Below are 17,342 nucleotides of genomic sequence, written 5' to 3' on the forward strand. Positions count from 1 at the left end.
CGTGGCCGCCTGCATAGGGCCGGCAGGGCAAAGTCCGCAAAGCATCGTTTCTCGGGCCAGCCCCAATTTTTCTCATGAAGTCCCTCAGGAAGGTGCGTCATGCGCCCGCGTTTGCCACCGCTGAACGCACTAAAGGCCTTCGAAGCCGCAGCCCGCCACGAGAGCTTCACGCGGGCCGCCGAAGAGCTGTGCGTCACGCAAGGTGCGGTGAGCCATCAGGTCAAGGCGTTGGAAACGGAGCTCGCCATCAAGCTGTTCAGCCGCGAGCGCCAGCGCCTGATCATCACGGAAGCGGGCCGCGACTATCTCGCGGTGATACGCGATGCGCTGGATCGAATTGCCACCGGAACGGAGCGGCTGTTGCAGCGACAGAACGCAGGCGTGCTCACGGTCAGCACGTCCCCGGATTTTGCCGCCAAATGGCTGGTGCATCGCCTCGGCCATTTCGCGGAAGCGCATTCGGGAATCGATCTCCGCGTCTCGGCAACGATGCATCACGTCGATTTTGCGCGTGAGGAGGTCGATCTTGCGGTCCGCCATGGCGATGGAAACTGGCCGGGCCTCGATGCCACAAGGCTCTGCACGGAACGGCTCTTCGCCGTATGCAGTCCCAAGCTGCTGTCGGGACGCCGCCGCATCGGCGGGGTCGCGGATATCCTGAGATTTCCCCTGATCCACCTCGACAGCAGATCCGACTGGGCAGATTGGCTACGTGGCGTCGGCATTGACGACGCCGATGTCACGCATGGTCCGGTGCTCAATCGCGCCAGCATGGTCATCGATGCCGCAATCAACGGCCAGGGCATCGCCCTGGCCCGCACGACATTAGGCGCCTGGGACCTGATCAATGGACGGCTGGCGCTGCCCTTCCCGGAGTCGGTGCCATTGTCGAAGAGCTATTGGATCGTCTGCCCCAAGGCGACCGCGTCACTTCCGAAGATTGCGACATTTCGTGACTGGCTGCTCGCGGAGGCGTCGAGCGACCTGCGCCTGCTTAAATCCGTCACCGGAACACCAAAGGCAGCGAGGCGGCGATAAGGCCTCTTTCCGGCGATTTTCTCGTCCGCGGAGAATAGTCCGAGGTGGTAAGCCGCCGGGGATTCGGCTGATATCAACGCAGTCCGAACGACAGCACCGATGCGATCAGCGACAATCCCGCGAGCAGCAGAAGCGCCAGCACGGTCCTGCGGAAGTTCTCATCGTTGATCTTGCCGAACAATTTGAAACCGGACCAAAGGCCGGCGACCATGAAGGGAACGCCGAGCGCATAGAGCACCAGCGTCTCCCTGGTAATGGTACCGGCTACGGCCTGAGAGCTCGAGATGACAACGAACGCCACGAACAACACCGGCTGAAATACCGCGCGCTGCACGTCCTTGGGCCAGCCACGCCATTGGCAGGAAATCGTCGAGATGACGCCGCCGAGCCCTGTCAGGCCGCCAAGCAAGCCGTTGGAGACGCCAATGGCGATATCGGCCCCGACTCCGATCTTTACCGGAGCGAATACGGGCTTCGTCAGGCCGTAGATTGCGTAGAGCACCAGCAGGACCCCCACACCAAATCGGAGGTAGCTGGGGTTCAGGTAAGCGAGAATGCTGACGCCGATCGGGATGCCGATGACAGTTCCGAGCGCGAGCGGCCAAGCCTTCCGAAGGTCGAGGAGACGTCGCAGCTTGAAGATGCCGTAGCCCTGCGTGAGCAAGCCGTAGCCCGCGATCAAGGTAGCGGTCTGCATCGGCGTGATGATGTGCAGCCATACGCCCGACACCACGAGGCCCATGGCGAATCCGGAAAAGCCGCTGACGAAGCCGCCAGCGAGCGCGGCAAGAGCGAAGAGAGCGAAGACAGGTCCTTCCATAGCTCGTCTCCCCAAGAACAATGCAGGCGAGCACTTGGATGGATATCCATCTGATGGGGAGGTCGCGGGTCCCCGCAGTCGATCGCTCGTTTGGCAATACCTCGGCGTCCTATCCCCCTCCCGCCTCTTTCAGGATTCCCCGGCGTATCGATCGTACAATTTGGCGGCGTTCTCCCAGCGAATGGCCTCCATGTAGACGTCGACATAGCGGGCGGCGGCAGCGCCGAAATCCATGTGATAGGCGTGCTCATACATGTCGAGCACCAGCACCGGCCGACCGCCGGCGAGCGTTGTGGTATGATCTGCGGCCCATTGATTGATGAGCCACCCGTCACGGGGTGAATAGGCAAGGATCACCCACCCCGAGCCGCCGCCTTCGGCCTTGCCCATGGCTGCGAATTCCGTACGCCAGCGCTCGATGCTGCCAAAGTCGCGCGCAATCGCATCGGCGAGAGCGCCGCTCGGCCTCTCGGATCCACCAAGACCGTCGAAGTAGATCTCGTGCAGGATCATCGAGTTCGTTGCGATCAACTCCTCGCGCTTCAGGCCGTTGATGAGAAAGTTCGGCGCCTTGGCGAAATCGAGCTCTGCGAGCTGAGCGCCAATCGCGTTGAGCCGCTTCACGGCTCCGCCGTAGTTGTTCTCGTAGTGGCTGACGAGCACCTTTTCGGAGATGCCGCTGATCGACTTTGGATCGAACGGCATCGGCTTGGGTTCGTAACGCATCGGGCGTCTCCTCCCTCGATCTTTGGCTCAACTCTTCGTGCTGGCAGTCTTGTCCAAGGCCGCGCGCAAGCCTTCGGCGAGCTTCACAGCATCGTCGTTCGCCCAGAAGTGCATGAAGAAAAGCCGCGGCTGCTCATCCAGCATGTGGCTATGCAGCGCGGTCACCTCGATGCCGTGCGCGCGCAGCGCCAGAATGACAGGGTTGACCTCGTTGCCCGTCAGTACGAAGTCGCCCGTGATGGCCGCCTTCCCGCCCTCGGTCGGCTGGAAGTTGATACCGATCGCAACGCCCATTGGAGCGACGGGGGTCAATGGCATGCCGTCTTGCGTGATCGGATCACGTCGCTTCACGTTGAATTGGTAGACGCCTCCGTTGGCCTGTCCCTTGCTGCCGATAATCTGGTCGAGCTTCGCGGTGTCGAGGTCCACGGCCGGCGGCGGGCTCGCCGGCGCTGCGACGGTCAATGGAGTCTTGCTTTCGGCGAGTGCATCGTGGATCGCAGCGGCGAGCTTGACCGGGTCCCCGTGCCCGGCAACATGCATGTAGAACGTCGCCGGACTCGCGCGCAGCAGATGATTGTGGATGGCCGTGATCTCGAGGCCGTTCGCGATCATCTTCGCCATCACAGGATTGATCTCGGTTTCGAGCAGCACGAGGTCGCCCATGACCATGGCGCCGCCGTGCCCAGGCTTGAACGCAACCCAGCCGCCGAGCGCCAGCGCCGGCTTGATCGTCACCCCGTCCAGCGTCACGGAGAGATCGCTGCGGGGAAAGCCGTAGCGGTGGACGTCGTCCGAAACGGCGGGCTTGCGGCCCAGCGTCTCGTCAACCTTCTGCCAGTCGATGTTCTGCGCTTGAGCCGTCGAGACCGAGCCAAGGAGGCAGGCGCCGAGACCGATGAACGCGAAGAGTGTGTTTCTCATTGATGTGCTCCTAGGTCTTGAAGCAGCTGCGGCTAATCACGCCCCGAGATCGATCGCATCGGTCCATCAAGCGGGAGGCCCAATCCTGGACGTCGCGCGAGCGTCGCCCGGCGCCGGGTATCAGGCGGGGGTCGGCTGAGACGTCCCCGTCAATGCGCGCATCGATAAGCGCCGGCGTATTCGCCGTGCCGATCAGTCTAGATAATCTGCCGGAAGAAATGGGGATGTATGATGCTGACATGCTGCGCCCTTGGTGATTAAGGACGCGATACTTGGGCATGTCGCCTCACGGGGAGATCGCACATCCCCGTAGCGGCGAATTAAAACCCGGATGGCCGAACTGTCAACCTGCTTAAGTCGGGGAATGCAGAAGTCATCGGAGGCACGTCACGAGGATTGCGCCGACGGTTTGGAACCTTTGGCACGTCGAGCAAAAGACCGGCATACCGGCAGCATCTAAAGTTCGTAACACCCGCGCGGAGCAATCCGTCGCGGTTTTTTTCATGTCGGAGCAAAGCGAGCCATGATCGAAGGATCGTCATCGTCTCCTGCCGCTCGAAGCCGATTGGACGTAAGTTTGCAACGCCCAAGATTCTAGACTAGCCTGTTCTTCAGCCCCACGCCCTGCCGTAAGCAGGTGTGAAGCTCCCCGCCACGACGGATTACGGGCAAGTCTAGTTTCGCGCACCAGCGCATTTTTTCCGTCGTGACCATGCGAAACAATTCCGCCGCGTTCGGCTCGGGCGCAATCATCGGTACCTTGGGCGGCCTCATCGGCCTCGGGGGCGCCGAATTTCGTCTGCCGCTACTCATCAGCTTGTTCAGGTTTCGCGGTCTTGAAGCCGTGGTCCTCAACAAGGCGACGAGCCTGATCGTGGTGGCCAGCGCGCTGCCATTTCGTGCCCGCGCCGTTCCCTTTGCCGAAATATATGCGCATTGGCCGGTCATCCTGAATCTGCTGGCGGGCAGCCTTGTTGGCGCCTATGCCGGAGCATCCTGGGCGACGCGCCTCAAGTCCGAAACGCTCTACAAGGTCATAGCCGTCTTGTTGCTGCTGATCGCAGGTGTGCTTCTGTTCGCACACAGCACTGCGGCAGCACCCGCCCCGGCGCTGACTGGCATGTACCTGATTATCGCGGGCGTAGCGGCAGGCTTCGTGATTGGCATCGTGGCGTCGTTGCTCGGCGTTGCCGGTGGAGAGTTCCTGATCCCCACCCTGATCCTGCTGTTCGGCGCGGACGTCAAGCTGGCAGGCAGCCTCTCACTCGCGGTAAGCCTTCCGACGATGCTGGTGGGCTTCGCGCGCTATAGCCGCGATCAGAATTTTTCAGTGCTCCGCGCCAACTGGCAGTTCATGCTTGCAATGGCGATCGGATCGATCGTCGGTACATTCATCGGCGGCTTGCTGCTCGGCGTTGTCCCGAATTCGATTCTTTTGCCGGGATTGGCTGCGATCCTGGTCATCTCAGCCGTGGAGATATGGCGGCACGAGTAGAGCTGGCTCAGCCGTGATGCGTTCGATCCATCCGCGCCCAGAGCAGCGCGAACGGACCGAGCGCAATGCCGGCCGCAAGAACGACGAACGCCAGCAGCCAGGCCGGTCGCGCTCTGTGGGCCGCCGGCGGCGTCGAGCGCGGCGCCGGTTCCCCAGGCTCCGACCGCCGACAGACCGAAGCCGACCGTCGAATGCAAGGCCAGGGTCGCGCCGCGATGTTCGGAAATCGCAGCGGCAGACATGCCGGCAGTCAACGCACCTGAATCGGCGGGCACGGTCAGGCCATAGGCGAGCAGCAGCAGTGCGAGCACCCATGCCGGCGCCGTCGCGCTGAGCCCGATGATAAGTGCGACACAGGCCGATGCGATCATGACGACCGTGATCGCCCGATGGCGGCCGAATTTCAGCGCGGCCTCGTTGCCGAGGATGCTTGCGGGCATCGAGATCACCGCGAAGCAGAAGCTCAGCACGACGGGACTCAACCAAGACGGCGCGCCCTGGTGCGCAACGACGAACGTCCAGAACCCGACCAGCCAGGTGCGGATGCCGTAAAGCTCGAAGCAGTGCGCGCCGTAGCCGAGGATGTAACCGAGCGCCTCGCGGTTGGCGAAGACGGCGCGAAGTTGAGCAGACGCCCCGCCTTCGGCGCGGGCCGCTGCTCCCGCATCAGAAGGCACGCGATGACCATGGCGACGGGGCCGAAGCCAGTGACGAGGAAGGCGATCCGCCAACCCCAGCGGTCGGCGATCAGTTGCGCGACCAGGAACGAGAGGCCGACGCCGACGGAGAAGCTCGACGTATAGAGAGTAACGGCGCGCGAGGTGTCGCCGGCGGGAAGCCGGTCCGTCAGCGCCTTCAATCCCGGCATGTAGGCGCCGGCAAAACCAAGTCCTGCAAGGGACCAGATCGCGGTCGCCGACCAGAACCCTTGCGCGAAGATTCCGAACGCTGCGGTCGCGAGCCCGCTGACGATCGAGCCCCAGAGCAGGACAATCCGCGCGTCGATCCGGTCGGTCAACGTCGTCAGCACGGGCACCGCGAGCATGTAGCCGAATGCATAACCGCTTGCCATCAAGCCGCCTTCGGCCGCCGACAGTCCCCACTCAGGCATCAGGTGCTGCGCCAGATTTGCGGACAACGTCACATGCGGCAACAGGTTGCCGACCTGCCCTATGCACATCACCGCAATCAGAGACCGGCCGCCGAGCTTACGAATTTTGTTCTCCCACCTGAAGCGGCGCTGAGTTTGCCCGCTCCGTACGAAGCAGCAAGAGAGCGAAGAAGGYCGAGACCGAGACGAGCGCGCTGATCCACAGCGCACTGCTGCCGAAGTGCTCCACCATCAGCCCCAATGCGAGCGGCGCGGCGGCACCCGTCAGTCTAGAAGGCAGCGAGATCATGCCGACCCGCTTGCCGAATCCGGCCGGCCCAAACAGCGCCAATGGAAGCGTCCCACGGGCAATGGTGATGATGCCGTTGCCCGCTCCGTACAGCACCGTGAAGGTCGACGCGAGCAAGGGTCCGCCCATCACCAGCGCAACGACGCCGATCGGATTCATCAGCATGGCCAGCCTCGCCGACAGCAGCGGGTGAAACCGGGCGAGCCATCCTGCTTCCAGCAGACGCGCGCCGACTTGTGCAGGCCCGACCAGCGCGCCCGCGAGCAGGGCCTGAGCCGGTGTCGCGCCGAACGCAACCAGCATGGTCGGCAGAATGGCCGAGATGCCCGAACTGACGAAGCTAGCTGCCGCGAACATGTAAGCCAGCAGCACCATCGCGAAGGTCTCGCTCTGGCGTCCGGATTGCTGGATTGCACCCGGCCCCGGTCGAGCCTGCTGGTCCAATGGGACGGCGCGCGGCAGCGAGAGATTGAGCGGCAACGCAACAGCGATATGGATCGCCGCCCATATCTGACAGGCGACGCGCCAGCCGTACTCCGACGCGAGCCAGGTCGTGAGGGGCCAGCCGAGCGTGCTGGCGAAACCGGCGATCAGCGTGATGCCGGTGATGGTTCGTCGTGCATTGGTACCGTAGATGCGCGCAAGCGTCGCAAAGGCCGCCTCATAGAGGCCCATCCCCATGCCGATCCCCAGCAGCGCCCAGGCCGCAATCAGCACCGCCATGCCATGGGCCACGGACAGCAGGAGCAAGCCTGCCACAAACACGAGGTTCGAGATTGCGAGCAGGCTGCGCCCGCCAAACGTATCGATGGCATGCCCCACGCGCGGGCCGAGCAGGCCAGAGATGACGAGCGCTCCCGACAGCGCGCCGAACACGTAAGTCGGCGCGAGACCGAGATCGCGCGCAATCGGCGCAGCCAGGATGGCCGGGAGATAATAGCTCGACGCCCATGCAACCGTTTGCGCGGTGCCGAGCGCGGCGACGACGCCGAGCGGGCCTCGGGCTTGGCCCGCGAGAACTCGCTTCATGAACAACCACACCCCGAACCGCCGGCCTTCTTGGCTGTTTCGTCGGCAGAACAGCAGGCGGACAAATCCTCCTTCGCCGGCCCGCCGCAACATCCCGATGCGGTCCCGGCGGCCTCGACACCGCCACGTGTGCAGACGCCGGTCTCCGGCAGCACAAGCTCCACCCTCGCCGCCGCCTCCTTGTCGCCAGCGAGATCGGCCGCAATCGAGCGAACCTGCTCATAACCCGTCATCATCAGGAAGGTCGGAGCGCGGCCGTAGGACTTCATGCCAGCCATGAAGAAGCCCGCTTCATCATGCGCGAGCTCGCGCGCGCCGTGTGGACGCACCGTCCCGCAGCTATGCTCGTTGGGATCGATCAGCGGCGCCAGAGCGACCGGTGCCTCGATGGCGGGATCGAGCCGCAGACGCAGTTCAGACAGAAAGGAGAAGTCTGGACGGAAACCCGTCGACACGATCAGTTCGTCCACGACCACGCTTCGCCCACCGCAACAGGACCCTGCCGCGATCTTGAGGCGACCTTCGGAGTCCGAGAGGTGCGTGACGCCGAATTCGGTTTCGACCTTGATCTTCCCGGAGGCCACAAGTGCGGCGAAGGCACTGCCGAGTTCGCCGCGTGCCGCGAGTTTATCGTTACGGCCGCCGCCAAAAGCCTTCGCGGGATCGGCGCCGCGCAACAGCCAGACAGGCTGCGTACCCGGCACTTCGCCGGCGAGATACACGAGATCAATGAGAGTACCAACCGCGGAGTGGCCCGCGCCCAAGACAGCAACGGTCTTGCCAGCATATCTGGAACGAGCGACACCCCGGACATCCGGCATGCCATAGGCGACACGGTCGCCGTATTCGGGCTCGCCGATCGCCGGCAAGCCATTGCGGCCGGCCGGATTGGGGGAGAACCATGTGCCTGAGGTATCGATCACGGCATCTGCACGCAGAACCTCGGGCCCCCTGCCGTTCTGGTAGCGGATTTCAAAAGGCGCCTGCTCGCGCCCCCTGGTCTTCGCCTTGTCGAAGCCGACGCGGCTGATGGCCGAGACGCGGCTGGAGGTCCGGATCACATCGCGCAGCGACGTTCGCGTCGCAAGCGGCGTCAGGTATCGATCGAGCAGTTCGCCGCCGGTCGGATAGGATTGCGGGTCCGGCGAATTCCATCCCGTCGGTGCAAGCAAGCGCGCGGCGGCCTTGTCGACATTGTACTCCCACGGCGAGAAGAGCTGGACCTGCTGCCACTGGCGGACGGCGTGTCCGGCTTCGGGTCCGGCCTCGAGCACAATGGGAGACATGCCGCGCTCGAGCACGTGCGCGGCCGCAGCCAGGCCGACCGGTCCTGCCCCGATAATGGCAACTGTCTTTCCGCCGCTCATTTCGCTACTCCGATTGTTCTAGAATCATCGAATAATTCGGCACAAAAAAATCAGGCCGCCGTCTTGGCATCCTTGCATTCGGTTTCGTCCGCACAGCACTCCGACACCAGGAAATCCACCAGGCCCCGCATCCCGTCGTAGTTCGCGTGGCAGACCAGGGTCGTGGATTCGCGGACCTGACTAATCAGCCCGACCGCAACCAGAGACTTGATGTGATGAGATAGCGTCGATGCCGGGATCTTCAGCTTGTCCTGCAAGCGGCCGACGGGCATGCCCGATCGGCCAGCGCGGACCAGGGCCCGATAGATCTGAAGCCGTGTCCGGTTACCCAGGGCTTCCAAGCGTGCTGCTGCGTCGTCGATCTTCATGACCATAAGATGCGCCGATCCGCCCTCGCCGTCAACCATATTTCTAGAATATTGGAAATATGGGAGAGACCGCCCCCCGGCGGGGCGGCTTCAGCAGCACTTTCCGTTCTGCTGGATCGGCGGACAAGGGACCGATCCGTACGAACAGAAGACGCAGCAATCGCCGCTCGTCGGCTTGAGCCGGGTCCCGCATCCCTTGCAATCGTAGAAGAACTGACAGGCGTCGGTCGGCATGGTTTCGGCTGACGCGTGATGACAGACCGGACACGTAATGACCGATTGGGTTTGCATTGCCGGCTTTCCTCGATCGCAAGACAGGATGCATTCTAAACGCGCCCAGTTCGGAAATTCAATTGACGCTTTATCATCATTTCTATAAATCTGGATATATGGAAACTGAAGAAGCAGTCCTCGCGCTCGCTGCCCTGTCACAATCGACCCGTCTGGAGGCCTTCCGGACGCTGGTCCGACACGAGCCCGATGGCCTTGCGGCCGGCGACCTCGCACGTCTGCTGGAAGTCCCCCCGAATACGCTTTCGGCTCATCTCTCGATCCTGACGCGTGCCCGCCTCGTCACCTCCGAGCGACACAGCCGTTCGATCGTCTATCGCGCCAACCTTGCGGAGTTCAGGGACGTCGCGGTTTTCCTGCTTCGGGATTGCTGCGGCGGCCGGCCCGAGGTTTGCGAACCGGTCGTCGAGAGCCTTCAAGCCTGCTGCTCGCCAAAGCGAAAGGAGCGAAGCCGTGCCTGACCAGATGTACAATGTTTTGTTCCTGTGCACCGGCAATTCGGCGCGCTCGGTCCTCGCCGAGTCGATCCTTCGCAAGGACGGAGCCGCCCGCTTTCAGTCCTTCTCCGCCGGCAGCACCCCGAAAGGGACGGTCCACCCGCTCGCGCTGCGCACGCTGGAAAGCATGGACTACCCCGCCGACGGAATGCGCTCGAAGAGCTGGCTGGAGTTCGCCGCTTCCGATGAGCCGGTGATGGATTTCGTCTTCACCGTTTGTGACGATGCGGCCGGTGAATCCTGCCCCATCTGGCCGGGACAGCCGATGACCGCACATTGGGGTATCGAGGACCCCGCCGCAGCCGAAGGTACCGATCTGGAGAAACAGGCAGCGTTCGTCACCGCATTCCGCTACCTCAAGAATCGGATCGACACCTTTGTGAGCCTGCCGCTCAGGAGCATCGACAAGCTCTCCCTCGGCACCAAGCTGCGCGAGATCGGACGCTCCCAGGGCGCAACACATTCAACGCCGAAGGCCGGCTGATGGACAATTTCGATCTTCCACGGCGCCTCGCAGCCGAAGCGCTCGGCACCGGCATTCTCGTCGCCACCGTCGTCGGCTCCGGCATCATGGCCGAGACGCTGACCAAGGACGTGGCGCTGGCGCTTCTGTGCAATACCCTGCCGACCGGAGCCATTCTGGTTGTCCTGATCACCGTGCTCGGTCCGATCTCCGGCGCGCATTTCAATCCCGCGGTGACCCTCGTCTTCGCCGGCAAGCGCGAGCTTCCGGTCAACGAAGCCGTGCTCTACGCGGTCGCGCAGATCGCCGGCGGCATCGCGGGAACGATGGCCGCGCATCTGATGTTCGGACTTCCCCTGCTCGATCTCTCGACGAAGGTTCGAACGGGCGGGCCGCAATGGTTCGCCGAAGCGGTCGCCGCCTTCGGTCTGGTCGCGACGATCCTGGCCGGCATCCGATTTCAGCGGACCGCGGTTCCCTGGCTGGTGGGCCTCTACATCACGGCAGCCTATTGGTTCACGGCCTCCACGTCGTTTGCAAATCCGGCGGTGGCCATCGCGCGGTCGCTGACGAACACGTTCTCGGGCATTCGTCCGACCGACCTGCCCGGATTCATCCTTGCGGAGCTCTGCGGAGCATTCGCCGGCATGCTGTTGATGAACTGGCTGCTCGGACAGTCGAAGTCGCGCGGCCCTGTCCCAATTGCGGAGACGACCCGATGAACGTTACGATCTACCACAACCCCGATTGCGGCACCTCGCGCAACACGCTGGCGATGATCCGGCAGAGCGGCGCGGAGCCCACTGTCATCGAATATCTCAAGACCCCGCCATCGCGCGAGACGCTCAAGCAGCTGATTGCAGCGATGGGCATTCCGGTTCGCGCATTGCTGCGCGAGAAGGGCACGCCGTACAAGGAACTCGGCCTCGCCGACCCCAAATGGACCGACGACCAGTTGATCGACCAGATGCTCGCGCATCCCATTCTCATCAACCGCCCGATCGTCGTGACCTCGAAGGGCACGCGCTTGTGCCGCCCTTCCGAAGCCGTCGTCGATCTCCTCGACAATCCGGTCGGCCGGTTCACGAAGGAAGATGGCGAGGTGGTCGAAGCGCGCCAGGCAACTCACCGCCCCTAACGCTCCTCAGTCGAAATCCGCCGCGGTTTTTTTCACGCCGGAGCGGCGGTCGCCATGAAAGACGATCTCCGCTGGCCCGCCTATTCGGCGGCTTGCGACGCGCGCACGGTCCATTCGTCGGCAGGAGCCGATCGCTCGCCCGATGGAAGCCCCCGTCCCTTCACCAAGCCGAAAATTGCGGGGATCACGACCAGCGTCAGCAGTGTCGATGACGTCATGCCGCCGATCATCGGCACCGCAATGCGCTGCATGATCTCCGATCCGGCCCCGGTGCTCCACATGATCGGCAGCAGACCGGCCATGATGGCAACCACCGTCATCATCTTGGGCCGCACGCGCTCGACCGCGCCCACCATGATGGCGTCGTGGAGATCCCGGCGCGTCAGTGGCCTCCCTTCGGCGCTGCACCTGGCTTTCACCTCGGCCAGCGCATGGTCAAGGTAGATCAGCATGACGACACCCGTCTCGGCGGCGACGCCTGCGAGCGCGATGAAGCCGACCGCGACGGCGACGGACAGGTTGAAGCCGAGCCACCACATCATCCAGATGCCGCCGACCAGCGCGAACGGCAGTGACAGCATCACGATCAGGGTCTCGGTCATCGCCCGGAAGTTCAGGTACAGCAGCAGGAAGATGATCGTGAGCGTCACGGGCACGACGATCTTCAGACGGGCGGCGGCGCGCTGCAGATATTCGTACTGGCCGCTCCACACGACGTAGGTGCCGGCGGGAAACCGGATGCTCTCCGTCACGGCGCGTTGCGCGTCAGCGACGTAGCTTCCGATGTCGCGATCCCGGATGTCGACGTAAATGTAGGTCGCAAGCTGGCCGTTCTCCGTCCGGATCGACGTCGGCCCGCGCGCGGGCTCGACCTTCGCCACCTCGCCGAGCGGCACGGCGCCGCCCGACGGCATCGGCACCAGGATGTCGCTGGCGATGGCCTTGGGGTTGTCGCGAAGGTCGCGCGGATAGCGCATGTTCACGGTGAACCGCTGCCGTCCCTCCACGGTCGTCGTGACCGTCTGACCGCCGAGCGCGGCCGCGATGGTGTCCTGGACGTCCTGGATCAGGATGCCGTAACGGGCGAGCGCCTCACGGTCGGGAACGATCTCGAGATAATAGCCGCCGATGCCGCGCTCGGCGTAGGCCGACGAGGTGCCGGGTACGGTCTTGATGACGCGTTCGATCTGCTTCGCGAGTTGGTCGATCTCGGCGAGGTCATTGCCCATGACCTTGACGCCGACCGGCGTGCGGATTCCGGTCGAGAGCATGTCGATACGTGCCTTGATCGGCATGGTCCAGGCATTGGAGACACCCGGAAACTGCAACGCCTTGTCCATCTCGGCGATGAGACTGTCGACGGTTACGCCGGAACGCCACTGCTCCTTCGGCTTCAGGTTGACGATCGTCTCAAACATCTCGGTCGGAGCGGGATCGGTCGCAGTAGCGGCTCGTCCCGCCTTGCCGTAGACCGAAGCGACCTCCGGAAACGACTTGATGATGCGGTCCTGCATCTGCATCAGCTCGGCCGCCTTGGTGACCGAAATGCCGGGCAGCGTCGTTGGCATGTAGAGCAGCGTTCCCTCGTTCAGCGCCGGCATGAACTCGGTGCCAAGCTGGCGCGCCGGCCAGATCGTCACCGCAAGCACGACGAGCGAAGCCAGGATGACCAGCGTCTTGGCGCGCAGAACCCCCTTGATCACGGGACGGTAGATCCAGATCAGGACGCGATTGATGACGTTCCTGCTCTCGGGGACGATCCTGCCGCGGACGAAGATCACCATCAGCGCCGGCACCAGGGTGACGGACAGCAACGCCGCGGCGGCCATCGAGAAGGTCTTCGTGAACGCCAGCGGGCTGAACAATCGGCCCTCCTGCGATTCCAGCGTGAAGATCGGCATGAACGACACGGTGATGATCAACAGGCTGAAGAAGAGCGCGGGGCCGACTTCGGATGCCGCGTCGATCAGAACCTGCACGCGCGACTGATCGGGCCTCGCCCGTTCCAGGTGCTTGTGTGCGTTCTCGATCATGACGATGGCGGCGTCCACCATGGCGCCGATCGCAATCGCGATACCGCCGAGGCTCATGATGTTCGACCCCAGCCCGAGCAGCTTCATGGCGCCAAACGCCATCAACACGCCGACCGGCAACATCAGGATCGCGACGAGTGCGCTGCGGACATGCAGAAGGAACACGATGCAGACGAGCCCGACGACGATGCTCTCCTCGAACAGGGTATGCTTGAGGGTATCGATGGCCGCGTAGATCAGGTTCGACCGGTCGTAGACCGGCACGATCTCGACCGATTTCGGCAGGCTGCTCGCGATCTCCCTGAAGCGCTTCTTGACGTTTTCGATGACGTCGAGGGCATTGACGCCGAACCGCTGCAGCACGATGCCGCTCGCAACCTCGCCCTCGCCATTCAATTCGGCGATGCCGCGCCGCTCGTCGGGCCCGAGCTCGACGCTGGCGACGTCCCGCAACAACACCGGCGTGCCGTTGCTCGTCTTCAGCACGATGTTGCCGAGATCGTTGATGCTCTTGATGTAGCCCTTGCCGCGGATGACGTATTCGAACTCGGAGAGCTCGACGGTGCGGCCGCCGACGTCGGCGTTGCTGGCGCGGATCGCCTCACGTATTTTCTGCATGCTGATGCCGCGGTCGCGCATCCGCTGCGGGTCGAGGACCACGTTGTACTGCTTGACGAAGCCGCCGACRCTGGCGACCTCGGCGACGCCTTCGGCCTTGGCCAGCGCGAATTTCAGATTCCAGTCCTGGATCGTGCGCGTGTCCGCCAGGTTCAATTCCTTCGATACCACGGCGTATTGGTAGACCCAGCCGACGCCGGTCGCGTCGGGTCCGATGGTCGGGGTGACGCCGGCGGGAAGCCTGGACGCCGCGCCGTTCAGGAATTCCATGACGCGCGACCTCGCCCAATAGATGTCGGTGCCGTCCTCGAAGATCACGTAGACGAAGGAAACGCCGAAGAACGAGAAGCCGCGTACGACCTTCGATTTCGGCACCGTGAGCATCGCCGTCGTCAGCGGATAGGTGACCTGATCCTCGATCACCTGCGGCGCCTGGCCGGGATACTCGGTGTAGACGATGACCTGCGTATCCGAGAGATCCGGGATCGCATCCAGCGGAAGGTGAACCAGGGCATAGAGGCCGGCGGCGGCCGCGAAGCCGGTCCCGAACAGCACGAGCAGCAGATTGCGCGCCGACCAGGCGATGATGCGGGCGATCATTTGTGATCTCCCGTTGCATTGCCAGGGCCGGCGTCGGTGGCCTGGGATGCCGCCTCGCCAAACCCCTTCAGCGCCGCCTTCAGGTTGCTTTCCGCATCGATCAGGAAGTTGGCGGAGGTCACCACCGCCTCGCCGTCCGCGAGACCATGGCGCACCTCGACATAGCCGCCGCCGCGACGGCCGAGCTTGACTTCCCGCGGTTCGAAACGCCCTTCCCCCTTGTCGACGAGGACGGCCTGCCGGCTGCCGGTGTCGAGCACCGCGCTGTCCTGTATCGCCAGGACGGGCGCGGCATCGGCCGTGTCGATATCGGCATCGACGTACATGTCGGGCAGCAGCACCGCGTCCGGATTGGCAAGCTCGATCCTGATGCGAACGGTTCGCGTGTCGCGGTTCACCTGCGGATAGACGACGGCGATTGTCCCGGTGAAGGTTCGGCCGGGGAAACTGCGCGCGCGCACCGCGACTGACTGCCCCACCGCGATGTTGCCGAGATCGCGCTCGGCCACGTCGACCAGCGCCCAGACCACCGAGGTGTCCGCGATCCGGAACAGGACGTCGCCGGGATTGGCCCGCATGCCTTCGATCGCGTTGCGTTCGAGCACGACCCCGTCGCGCGACGCAGACCAGCGTATGGCCACGGGCGCGGTGTGCGTCTTGTCCATCTCCGCGATGACGGACTCGGGAACGTCGAGATTGACCAGCCGCTGCCGCGAGCCGCGGCCGTACATCTCGACACCGCCGACCGTCCTGGAGGTGATCGTCGCGAGATATTCCGCCGCCGCGGACGCCACCGCCGAACTGTAGATTTCCATCAGCGGCTGGCCGGCCTTCACGCGCGTGCCGGTCGTCACGTCGGCGACCTTCTGCACGAAGCTCTCGGCGCGCATCGCGATCACCGACACGCGGCGTTCATCGAGCTGGATCGTGCCGGGCGCCTTCACCGAGACCCGGATCGGGCGCCGCGCGACGGGCTCGGACTTCACGCCCGCGCGCTGGATCTTGCCGGGCGACAGCTTCACCGTGCCGTCGTCGGTGTCGTCGCCTTCGTAAACGGCGACATAGTCCATCCCCATCGGATCCTTCTTTGGGACGGGCGACGTGTCGGGCAGCCCCATCGGATTGCGGTAGTAGAGGATTTTTCGCGGCGAAGCCGCTTGCGCCTTCGGTAGCGCCGGCGCGACGGCCGCTCCATCGTCGTCGTAGACCGGCACATAGTCCCGCCCGCGGTCGTCCTTCTTCTGACCCGCAGACCAGAGCGGCGCACCGCTTGGATCGCGGTAGTAAAGCGGCGTTCGCTCCGCGCCAGCCGCAGCCGATGATATGTCGGCCTCAGCGAGCCAGCCCGCACCGTTCGAATGCCAGTAGTAGCCGGCCAGGACCAGGCCACCGCCCAGCGCAAGAGCCGTCAGGAGACGCAGCGTTTTCATATGGTGTATCCGCGCGCCCGGGAGCGCGCGTCCGTGTGAAGGAAAAAGGGGAATGTCGGGCGCCGCCGGGCAGCGCCCGAACGCTCACTTGACCGCCGTGACGATCACCTTGCCGGTGACGGTCTCCGGTTCGCCCTGCACCTTCACGGACAGCGTCATCTGGTAGCGTCCAGCCATCGGCAGGTCCGTCTTGAAGGCGTACACACCCGGCTCCCTGGACGGCAGCGGCGCGACCGCCGATTCCATCTCGGCCATCCCGTCCGGGGCCATGTCGAGGCGGCTTTTGAAGATGACTGCGTCCGGTATCGGCTTGCCGGTCTGCTTGTTCGTCAGGCGAACGGCGAGCGTGACGTCTTCGCCCTTCTTCATCTGCGGAGTGACGGGCTCGAAGGCGTAGTCGCCCGCGCCCGCCATCGCGGCGGAAGCGGCAAGCGAAAGGGTGGCGGCGAGAGCCGCGGTGCTGATTTTGGAAAGCATTGTCCTGTCCTCATGAATTGATCTTTCGCCGTGGCGCGTGAAGCGCGCACGTCAGTCGTCGTCGCGAGCAGGCACGCCGCTCGCGTCTCGGGCTTTGCGAGATCAGATTCGAGGAGGTCGGAAAGGAGGACTGCCGCCGCGGAAGGAAACGACCTGATCCGGGGGAATAGCCATCGTGCTGGCCATGACGGCGAGACGTTCGAACGCCACGGGCCTGACATCACCGAGCGCGATGATCCCACCGACGCAGCAGAAGCCCATCCCGCACTTGTAGCCGCCGCTATGGGAGCCCGTTCCCTTCATGTCGGGACAACAATCGTCCATCGACATGTCGGCGTCGCCGCTCATGTGCATGGCCGTCTGCATGCCATCCGACGACATTGCGAGGTTCGCCGCGGACGCGCCAACCGGCAGCATCGCCAAGGATATGGCGATGGCGACTGCCAGGATGGTACGGACGAACTGCATCAATATCGACTTACCTTGTCGGGCCGGAACTCGGCCTCAGTAGCATACTCGGACACCAAAGGCAGTTATTGATCGTGGTCAAGCGTTCGTTACCCAGGCTCGTCCGGAGGCCGGGTTGGACGTTTCGACGCGGTCCTTCGGACTATCGTGCAAAACAGCA

The 17,342-nt window shown here is 63.8% G+C and carries 18 protein-coding genes; 6 read left to right on the forward strand and 12 right to left on the reverse strand.

Annotation, left to right across the window (positions count from 1 at the left end; translation table 11 throughout):
• Nucleotides 1–99: 99 nt before the first annotated feature.
• Nucleotides 100–1,038, forward strand: coding sequence for a transcriptional regulator GcvA (locus AB4Z51_RS16505; RefSeq protein WP_085402726.1), 939 nt, complete (start codon nucleotides 100–102; stop codon nucleotides 1,036–1,038).
• 73 nt (nucleotides 1,039–1,111) lie between these two features.
• Here the strand turns inward: AB4Z51_RS16505 and AB4Z51_RS16510 are convergent, their stop codons facing one another.
• The 3 genes from AB4Z51_RS16510 to AB4Z51_RS16520 all read right to left on the reverse strand — a co-directional run bounded on the left by AB4Z51_RS16510 (nucleotide 1,112) and on the right by AB4Z51_RS16520 (nucleotide 3,508).
• The gene (locus AB4Z51_RS16510; protein ID WP_085402725.1) at nucleotides 1,112–1,858 is read right to left on the reverse strand and encodes a sulfite exporter TauE/SafE family protein; all 747 of its coding nucleotides are present in this window, start codon (nucleotides 1,856–1,858) and stop codon (nucleotides 1,112–1,114) included.
• 129 nt (nucleotides 1,859–1,987) lie between these two features.
• Complete coding sequence (locus AB4Z51_RS16515) at nucleotides 1,988–2,584, reverse strand: superoxide dismutase (protein WP_085402724.1); 597 nt, start codon at nucleotides 2,582–2,584, stop codon at nucleotides 1,988–1,990.
• A gap of 27 nt (nucleotides 2,585–2,611) precedes the next feature.
• The gene (locus AB4Z51_RS16520; protein WP_085402723.1) at nucleotides 2,612–3,508 is read right to left on the reverse strand and encodes a DUF1259 domain-containing protein; all 897 of its coding nucleotides are present in this window, start codon (nucleotides 3,506–3,508) and stop codon (nucleotides 2,612–2,614) included.
• 712 nt (nucleotides 3,509–4,220) lie between these two features.
• On the opposite strand from AB4Z51_RS16520, the gene AB4Z51_RS16525 reads away from it, so the two are divergent.
• Entirely contained in the window at nucleotides 4,221–5,003 is a 783-nt protein-coding gene (locus tag AB4Z51_RS16525; protein ID WP_049831723.1) for a sulfite exporter TauE/SafE family protein, read from the forward strand.
• Nucleotides 5,004–5,481: 478 nt separating this feature from the next.
• Here the strand turns inward: AB4Z51_RS16525 and AB4Z51_RS16530 are convergent, their stop codons facing one another.
• From AB4Z51_RS16530 to AB4Z51_RS16550, 5 genes are all read right to left on the reverse strand, one after another.
• Nucleotides 5,482–6,183, reverse strand: a complete 702-nt coding sequence (locus tag AB4Z51_RS16530) for an MFS transporter (protein ID WP_441497646.1) — start codon at nucleotides 6,181–6,183, stop codon at nucleotides 5,482–5,484.
• Between the two features lie 28 nt (nucleotides 6,184–6,211).
• A complete protein-coding gene (locus AB4Z51_RS16535; RefSeq protein WP_441497653.1) occupies nucleotides 6,212–7,432 on the reverse strand; it encodes an MFS transporter in 1,221 nt (406 codons plus the stop codon).
• The gene (locus tag AB4Z51_RS16540; protein WP_085402722.1) at nucleotides 7,429–8,799 is read right to left on the reverse strand and encodes an NAD(P)-binding domain-containing protein; all 1,371 of its coding nucleotides are present in this window, start codon (nucleotides 8,797–8,799) and stop codon (nucleotides 7,429–7,431) included. Before AB4Z51_RS16540 ends, AB4Z51_RS16535 begins: the two co-directional genes overlap by 4 nt.
• Before the next feature lie 50 nt (nucleotides 8,800–8,849).
• The gene (locus tag AB4Z51_RS16545; RefSeq protein WP_085402786.1) at nucleotides 8,850–9,167 is read right to left on the reverse strand and encodes an ArsR/SmtB family transcription factor; all 318 of its coding nucleotides are present in this window, start codon (nucleotides 9,165–9,167) and stop codon (nucleotides 8,850–8,852) included.
• 90 nt (nucleotides 9,168–9,257) lie between these two features.
• A complete protein-coding gene (locus AB4Z51_RS16550; protein WP_080586512.1) occupies nucleotides 9,258–9,458 on the reverse strand; it encodes a GDCCVxC domain-containing (seleno)protein in 201 nt (66 codons plus the stop codon).
• Nucleotides 9,459–9,556: 98 nt separating this feature from the next.
• Here AB4Z51_RS16550 and AB4Z51_RS16555 point away from each other — a divergent pair, with 98 nt between their 5' ends.
• From AB4Z51_RS16555 to arsC, 4 genes are read left to right on the forward strand one after another with little or no spacing between them, the layout of a single operon-like run.
• Nucleotides 9,557–9,919 (forward strand): ArsR/SmtB family transcription factor, encoded by a 363-nt coding sequence (locus tag AB4Z51_RS16555; RefSeq protein ID WP_063984569.1) that lies wholly within the window; start codon nucleotides 9,557–9,559, stop codon nucleotides 9,917–9,919.
• Nucleotides 9,912–10,439, forward strand: a complete 528-nt coding sequence (locus AB4Z51_RS16560) for an arsenate reductase ArsC (protein ID WP_441497647.1) — start codon at nucleotides 9,912–9,914, stop codon at nucleotides 10,437–10,439. Before AB4Z51_RS16555 ends, AB4Z51_RS16560 begins: the two co-directional genes overlap by 8 nt.
• A complete protein-coding gene (locus AB4Z51_RS16565) occupies nucleotides 10,439–11,140 on the forward strand; it encodes an aquaporin (RefSeq protein WP_085402720.1) in 702 nt (233 codons plus the stop codon). Before AB4Z51_RS16560 ends, AB4Z51_RS16565 begins: the two co-directional genes overlap by 1 nt.
• Nucleotides 11,137–11,556, forward strand: a complete 420-nt coding sequence (arsC, locus tag AB4Z51_RS16570; protein ID WP_071915639.1) for an arsenate reductase (glutaredoxin) — start codon at nucleotides 11,137–11,139, stop codon at nucleotides 11,554–11,556. Before AB4Z51_RS16565 ends, arsC begins: the two co-directional genes overlap by 4 nt.
• Nucleotides 11,557–11,636: 80 nt before the next feature.
• On the opposite strand, the gene AB4Z51_RS16575 is transcribed toward arsC, so the two are convergent.
• From AB4Z51_RS16575 to AB4Z51_RS16590, 4 genes are all read right to left on the reverse strand, one after another.
• Nucleotides 11,637–14,807, reverse strand: coding sequence for an efflux RND transporter permease subunit (locus tag AB4Z51_RS16575; RefSeq protein WP_085402719.1), 3,171 nt, complete (start codon nucleotides 14,805–14,807; stop codon nucleotides 11,637–11,639).
• Complete coding sequence (locus AB4Z51_RS16580; protein WP_085402718.1) at nucleotides 14,804–16,237, reverse strand: efflux RND transporter periplasmic adaptor subunit; 1,434 nt, start codon at nucleotides 16,235–16,237, stop codon at nucleotides 14,804–14,806. Before AB4Z51_RS16580 ends, AB4Z51_RS16575 begins: the two co-directional genes overlap by 4 nt.
• Nucleotides 16,238–16,321: 84 nt before the next feature.
• Nucleotides 16,322–16,714: a FixH family protein gene (locus AB4Z51_RS16585; protein ID WP_085402717.1), complete on the reverse strand. Its 393-nt coding sequence runs from the start codon at nucleotides 16,712–16,714 to the stop codon at nucleotides 16,322–16,324.
• 102 nt (nucleotides 16,715–16,816) lie between these two features.
• On the reverse strand, nucleotides 16,817–17,182 hold the full coding sequence (locus AB4Z51_RS16590; RefSeq protein WP_085402716.1) for a hypothetical protein: 366 nt from the start codon (nucleotides 17,180–17,182) through the stop codon (nucleotides 16,817–16,819).
• Nucleotides 17,183–17,342 lie beyond the last annotated feature (160 nt).

Source organism: Bradyrhizobium sp. 2TAF36, from assembly GCF_052114925.1.
Taxonomy (GTDB): Bacteria; Pseudomonadota; Alphaproteobacteria; order Rhizobiales; family Xanthobacteraceae; genus Bradyrhizobium; species Bradyrhizobium barranii.

Bases quoted from the DNA above. Each gene is read 5' to 3' on its own strand.
- AB4Z51_RS16505 (WP_085402726.1), top strand. From the start codon at position 100: ATGCGCCCGCGTTTGCCACCGCTGAACGCACTAAAGGCCTTCGAAGCC.
- AB4Z51_RS16510 (WP_085402725.1), bottom strand. From the start codon at position 1,858: ATGGAAGGACCTGTCTTCGCTCTCTTCGCTCTTGCCGCGCTCGCTGGC.
- AB4Z51_RS16515 (WP_085402724.1), bottom strand. From the start codon at position 2,584: ATGCGTTACGAACCCAAGCCGATGCCGTTCGATCCAAAGTCGATCAGC.
- AB4Z51_RS16520 (WP_085402723.1), bottom strand. From the start codon at position 3,508: ATGAGAAACACACTCTTCGCGTTCATCGGTCTCGGCGCCTGCCTCCTT.
- AB4Z51_RS16525 (WP_049831723.1), top strand. From the start codon at position 4,221: ATGCGAAACAATTCCGCCGCGTTCGGCTCGGGCGCAATCATCGGTACC.
- AB4Z51_RS16530 (WP_441497646.1), bottom strand. From the start codon at position 6,183: ATGTGCATAGGGCAGGTCGGCAACCTGTTGCCGCATGTGACGTTGTCC.
- AB4Z51_RS16540 (WP_085402722.1), bottom strand. From the start codon at position 8,799: ATGAGCGGCGGAAAGACAGTTGCCATTATCGGGGCAGGACCGGTCGGC.
- AB4Z51_RS16545 (WP_085402786.1), bottom strand. From the start codon at position 9,167: ATGAAGATCGACGACGCAGCAGCACGCTTGGAAGCCCTGGGTAACCGG.
- AB4Z51_RS16550 (WP_080586512.1), bottom strand. From the start codon at position 9,458: ATGCAAACCCAATCGGTCATTACGTGTCCGGTCTGTCATCACGCGTCA.
- AB4Z51_RS16555 (WP_063984569.1), top strand. From the start codon at position 9,557: ATGGAAACTGAAGAAGCAGTCCTCGCGCTCGCTGCCCTGTCACAATCG.
- AB4Z51_RS16565 (WP_085402720.1), top strand. From the start codon at position 10,439: ATGGACAATTTCGATCTTCCACGGCGCCTCGCAGCCGAAGCGCTCGGC.
- arsC (WP_071915639.1), top strand. From the start codon at position 11,137: ATGAACGTTACGATCTACCACAACCCCGATTGCGGCACCTCGCGCAAC.
- AB4Z51_RS16580 (WP_085402718.1), bottom strand. From the start codon at position 16,237: ATGAAAACGCTGCGTCTCCTGACGGCTCTTGCGCTGGGCGGTGGCCTG.
- AB4Z51_RS16585 (WP_085402717.1), bottom strand. From the start codon at position 16,714: ATGCTTTCCAAAATCAGCACCGCGGCTCTCGCCGCCACCCTTTCGCTT.
- AB4Z51_RS16590 (WP_085402716.1), bottom strand. From the start codon at position 17,182: ATGCAGTTCGTCCGTACCATCCTGGCAGTCGCCATCGCCATATCCTTG.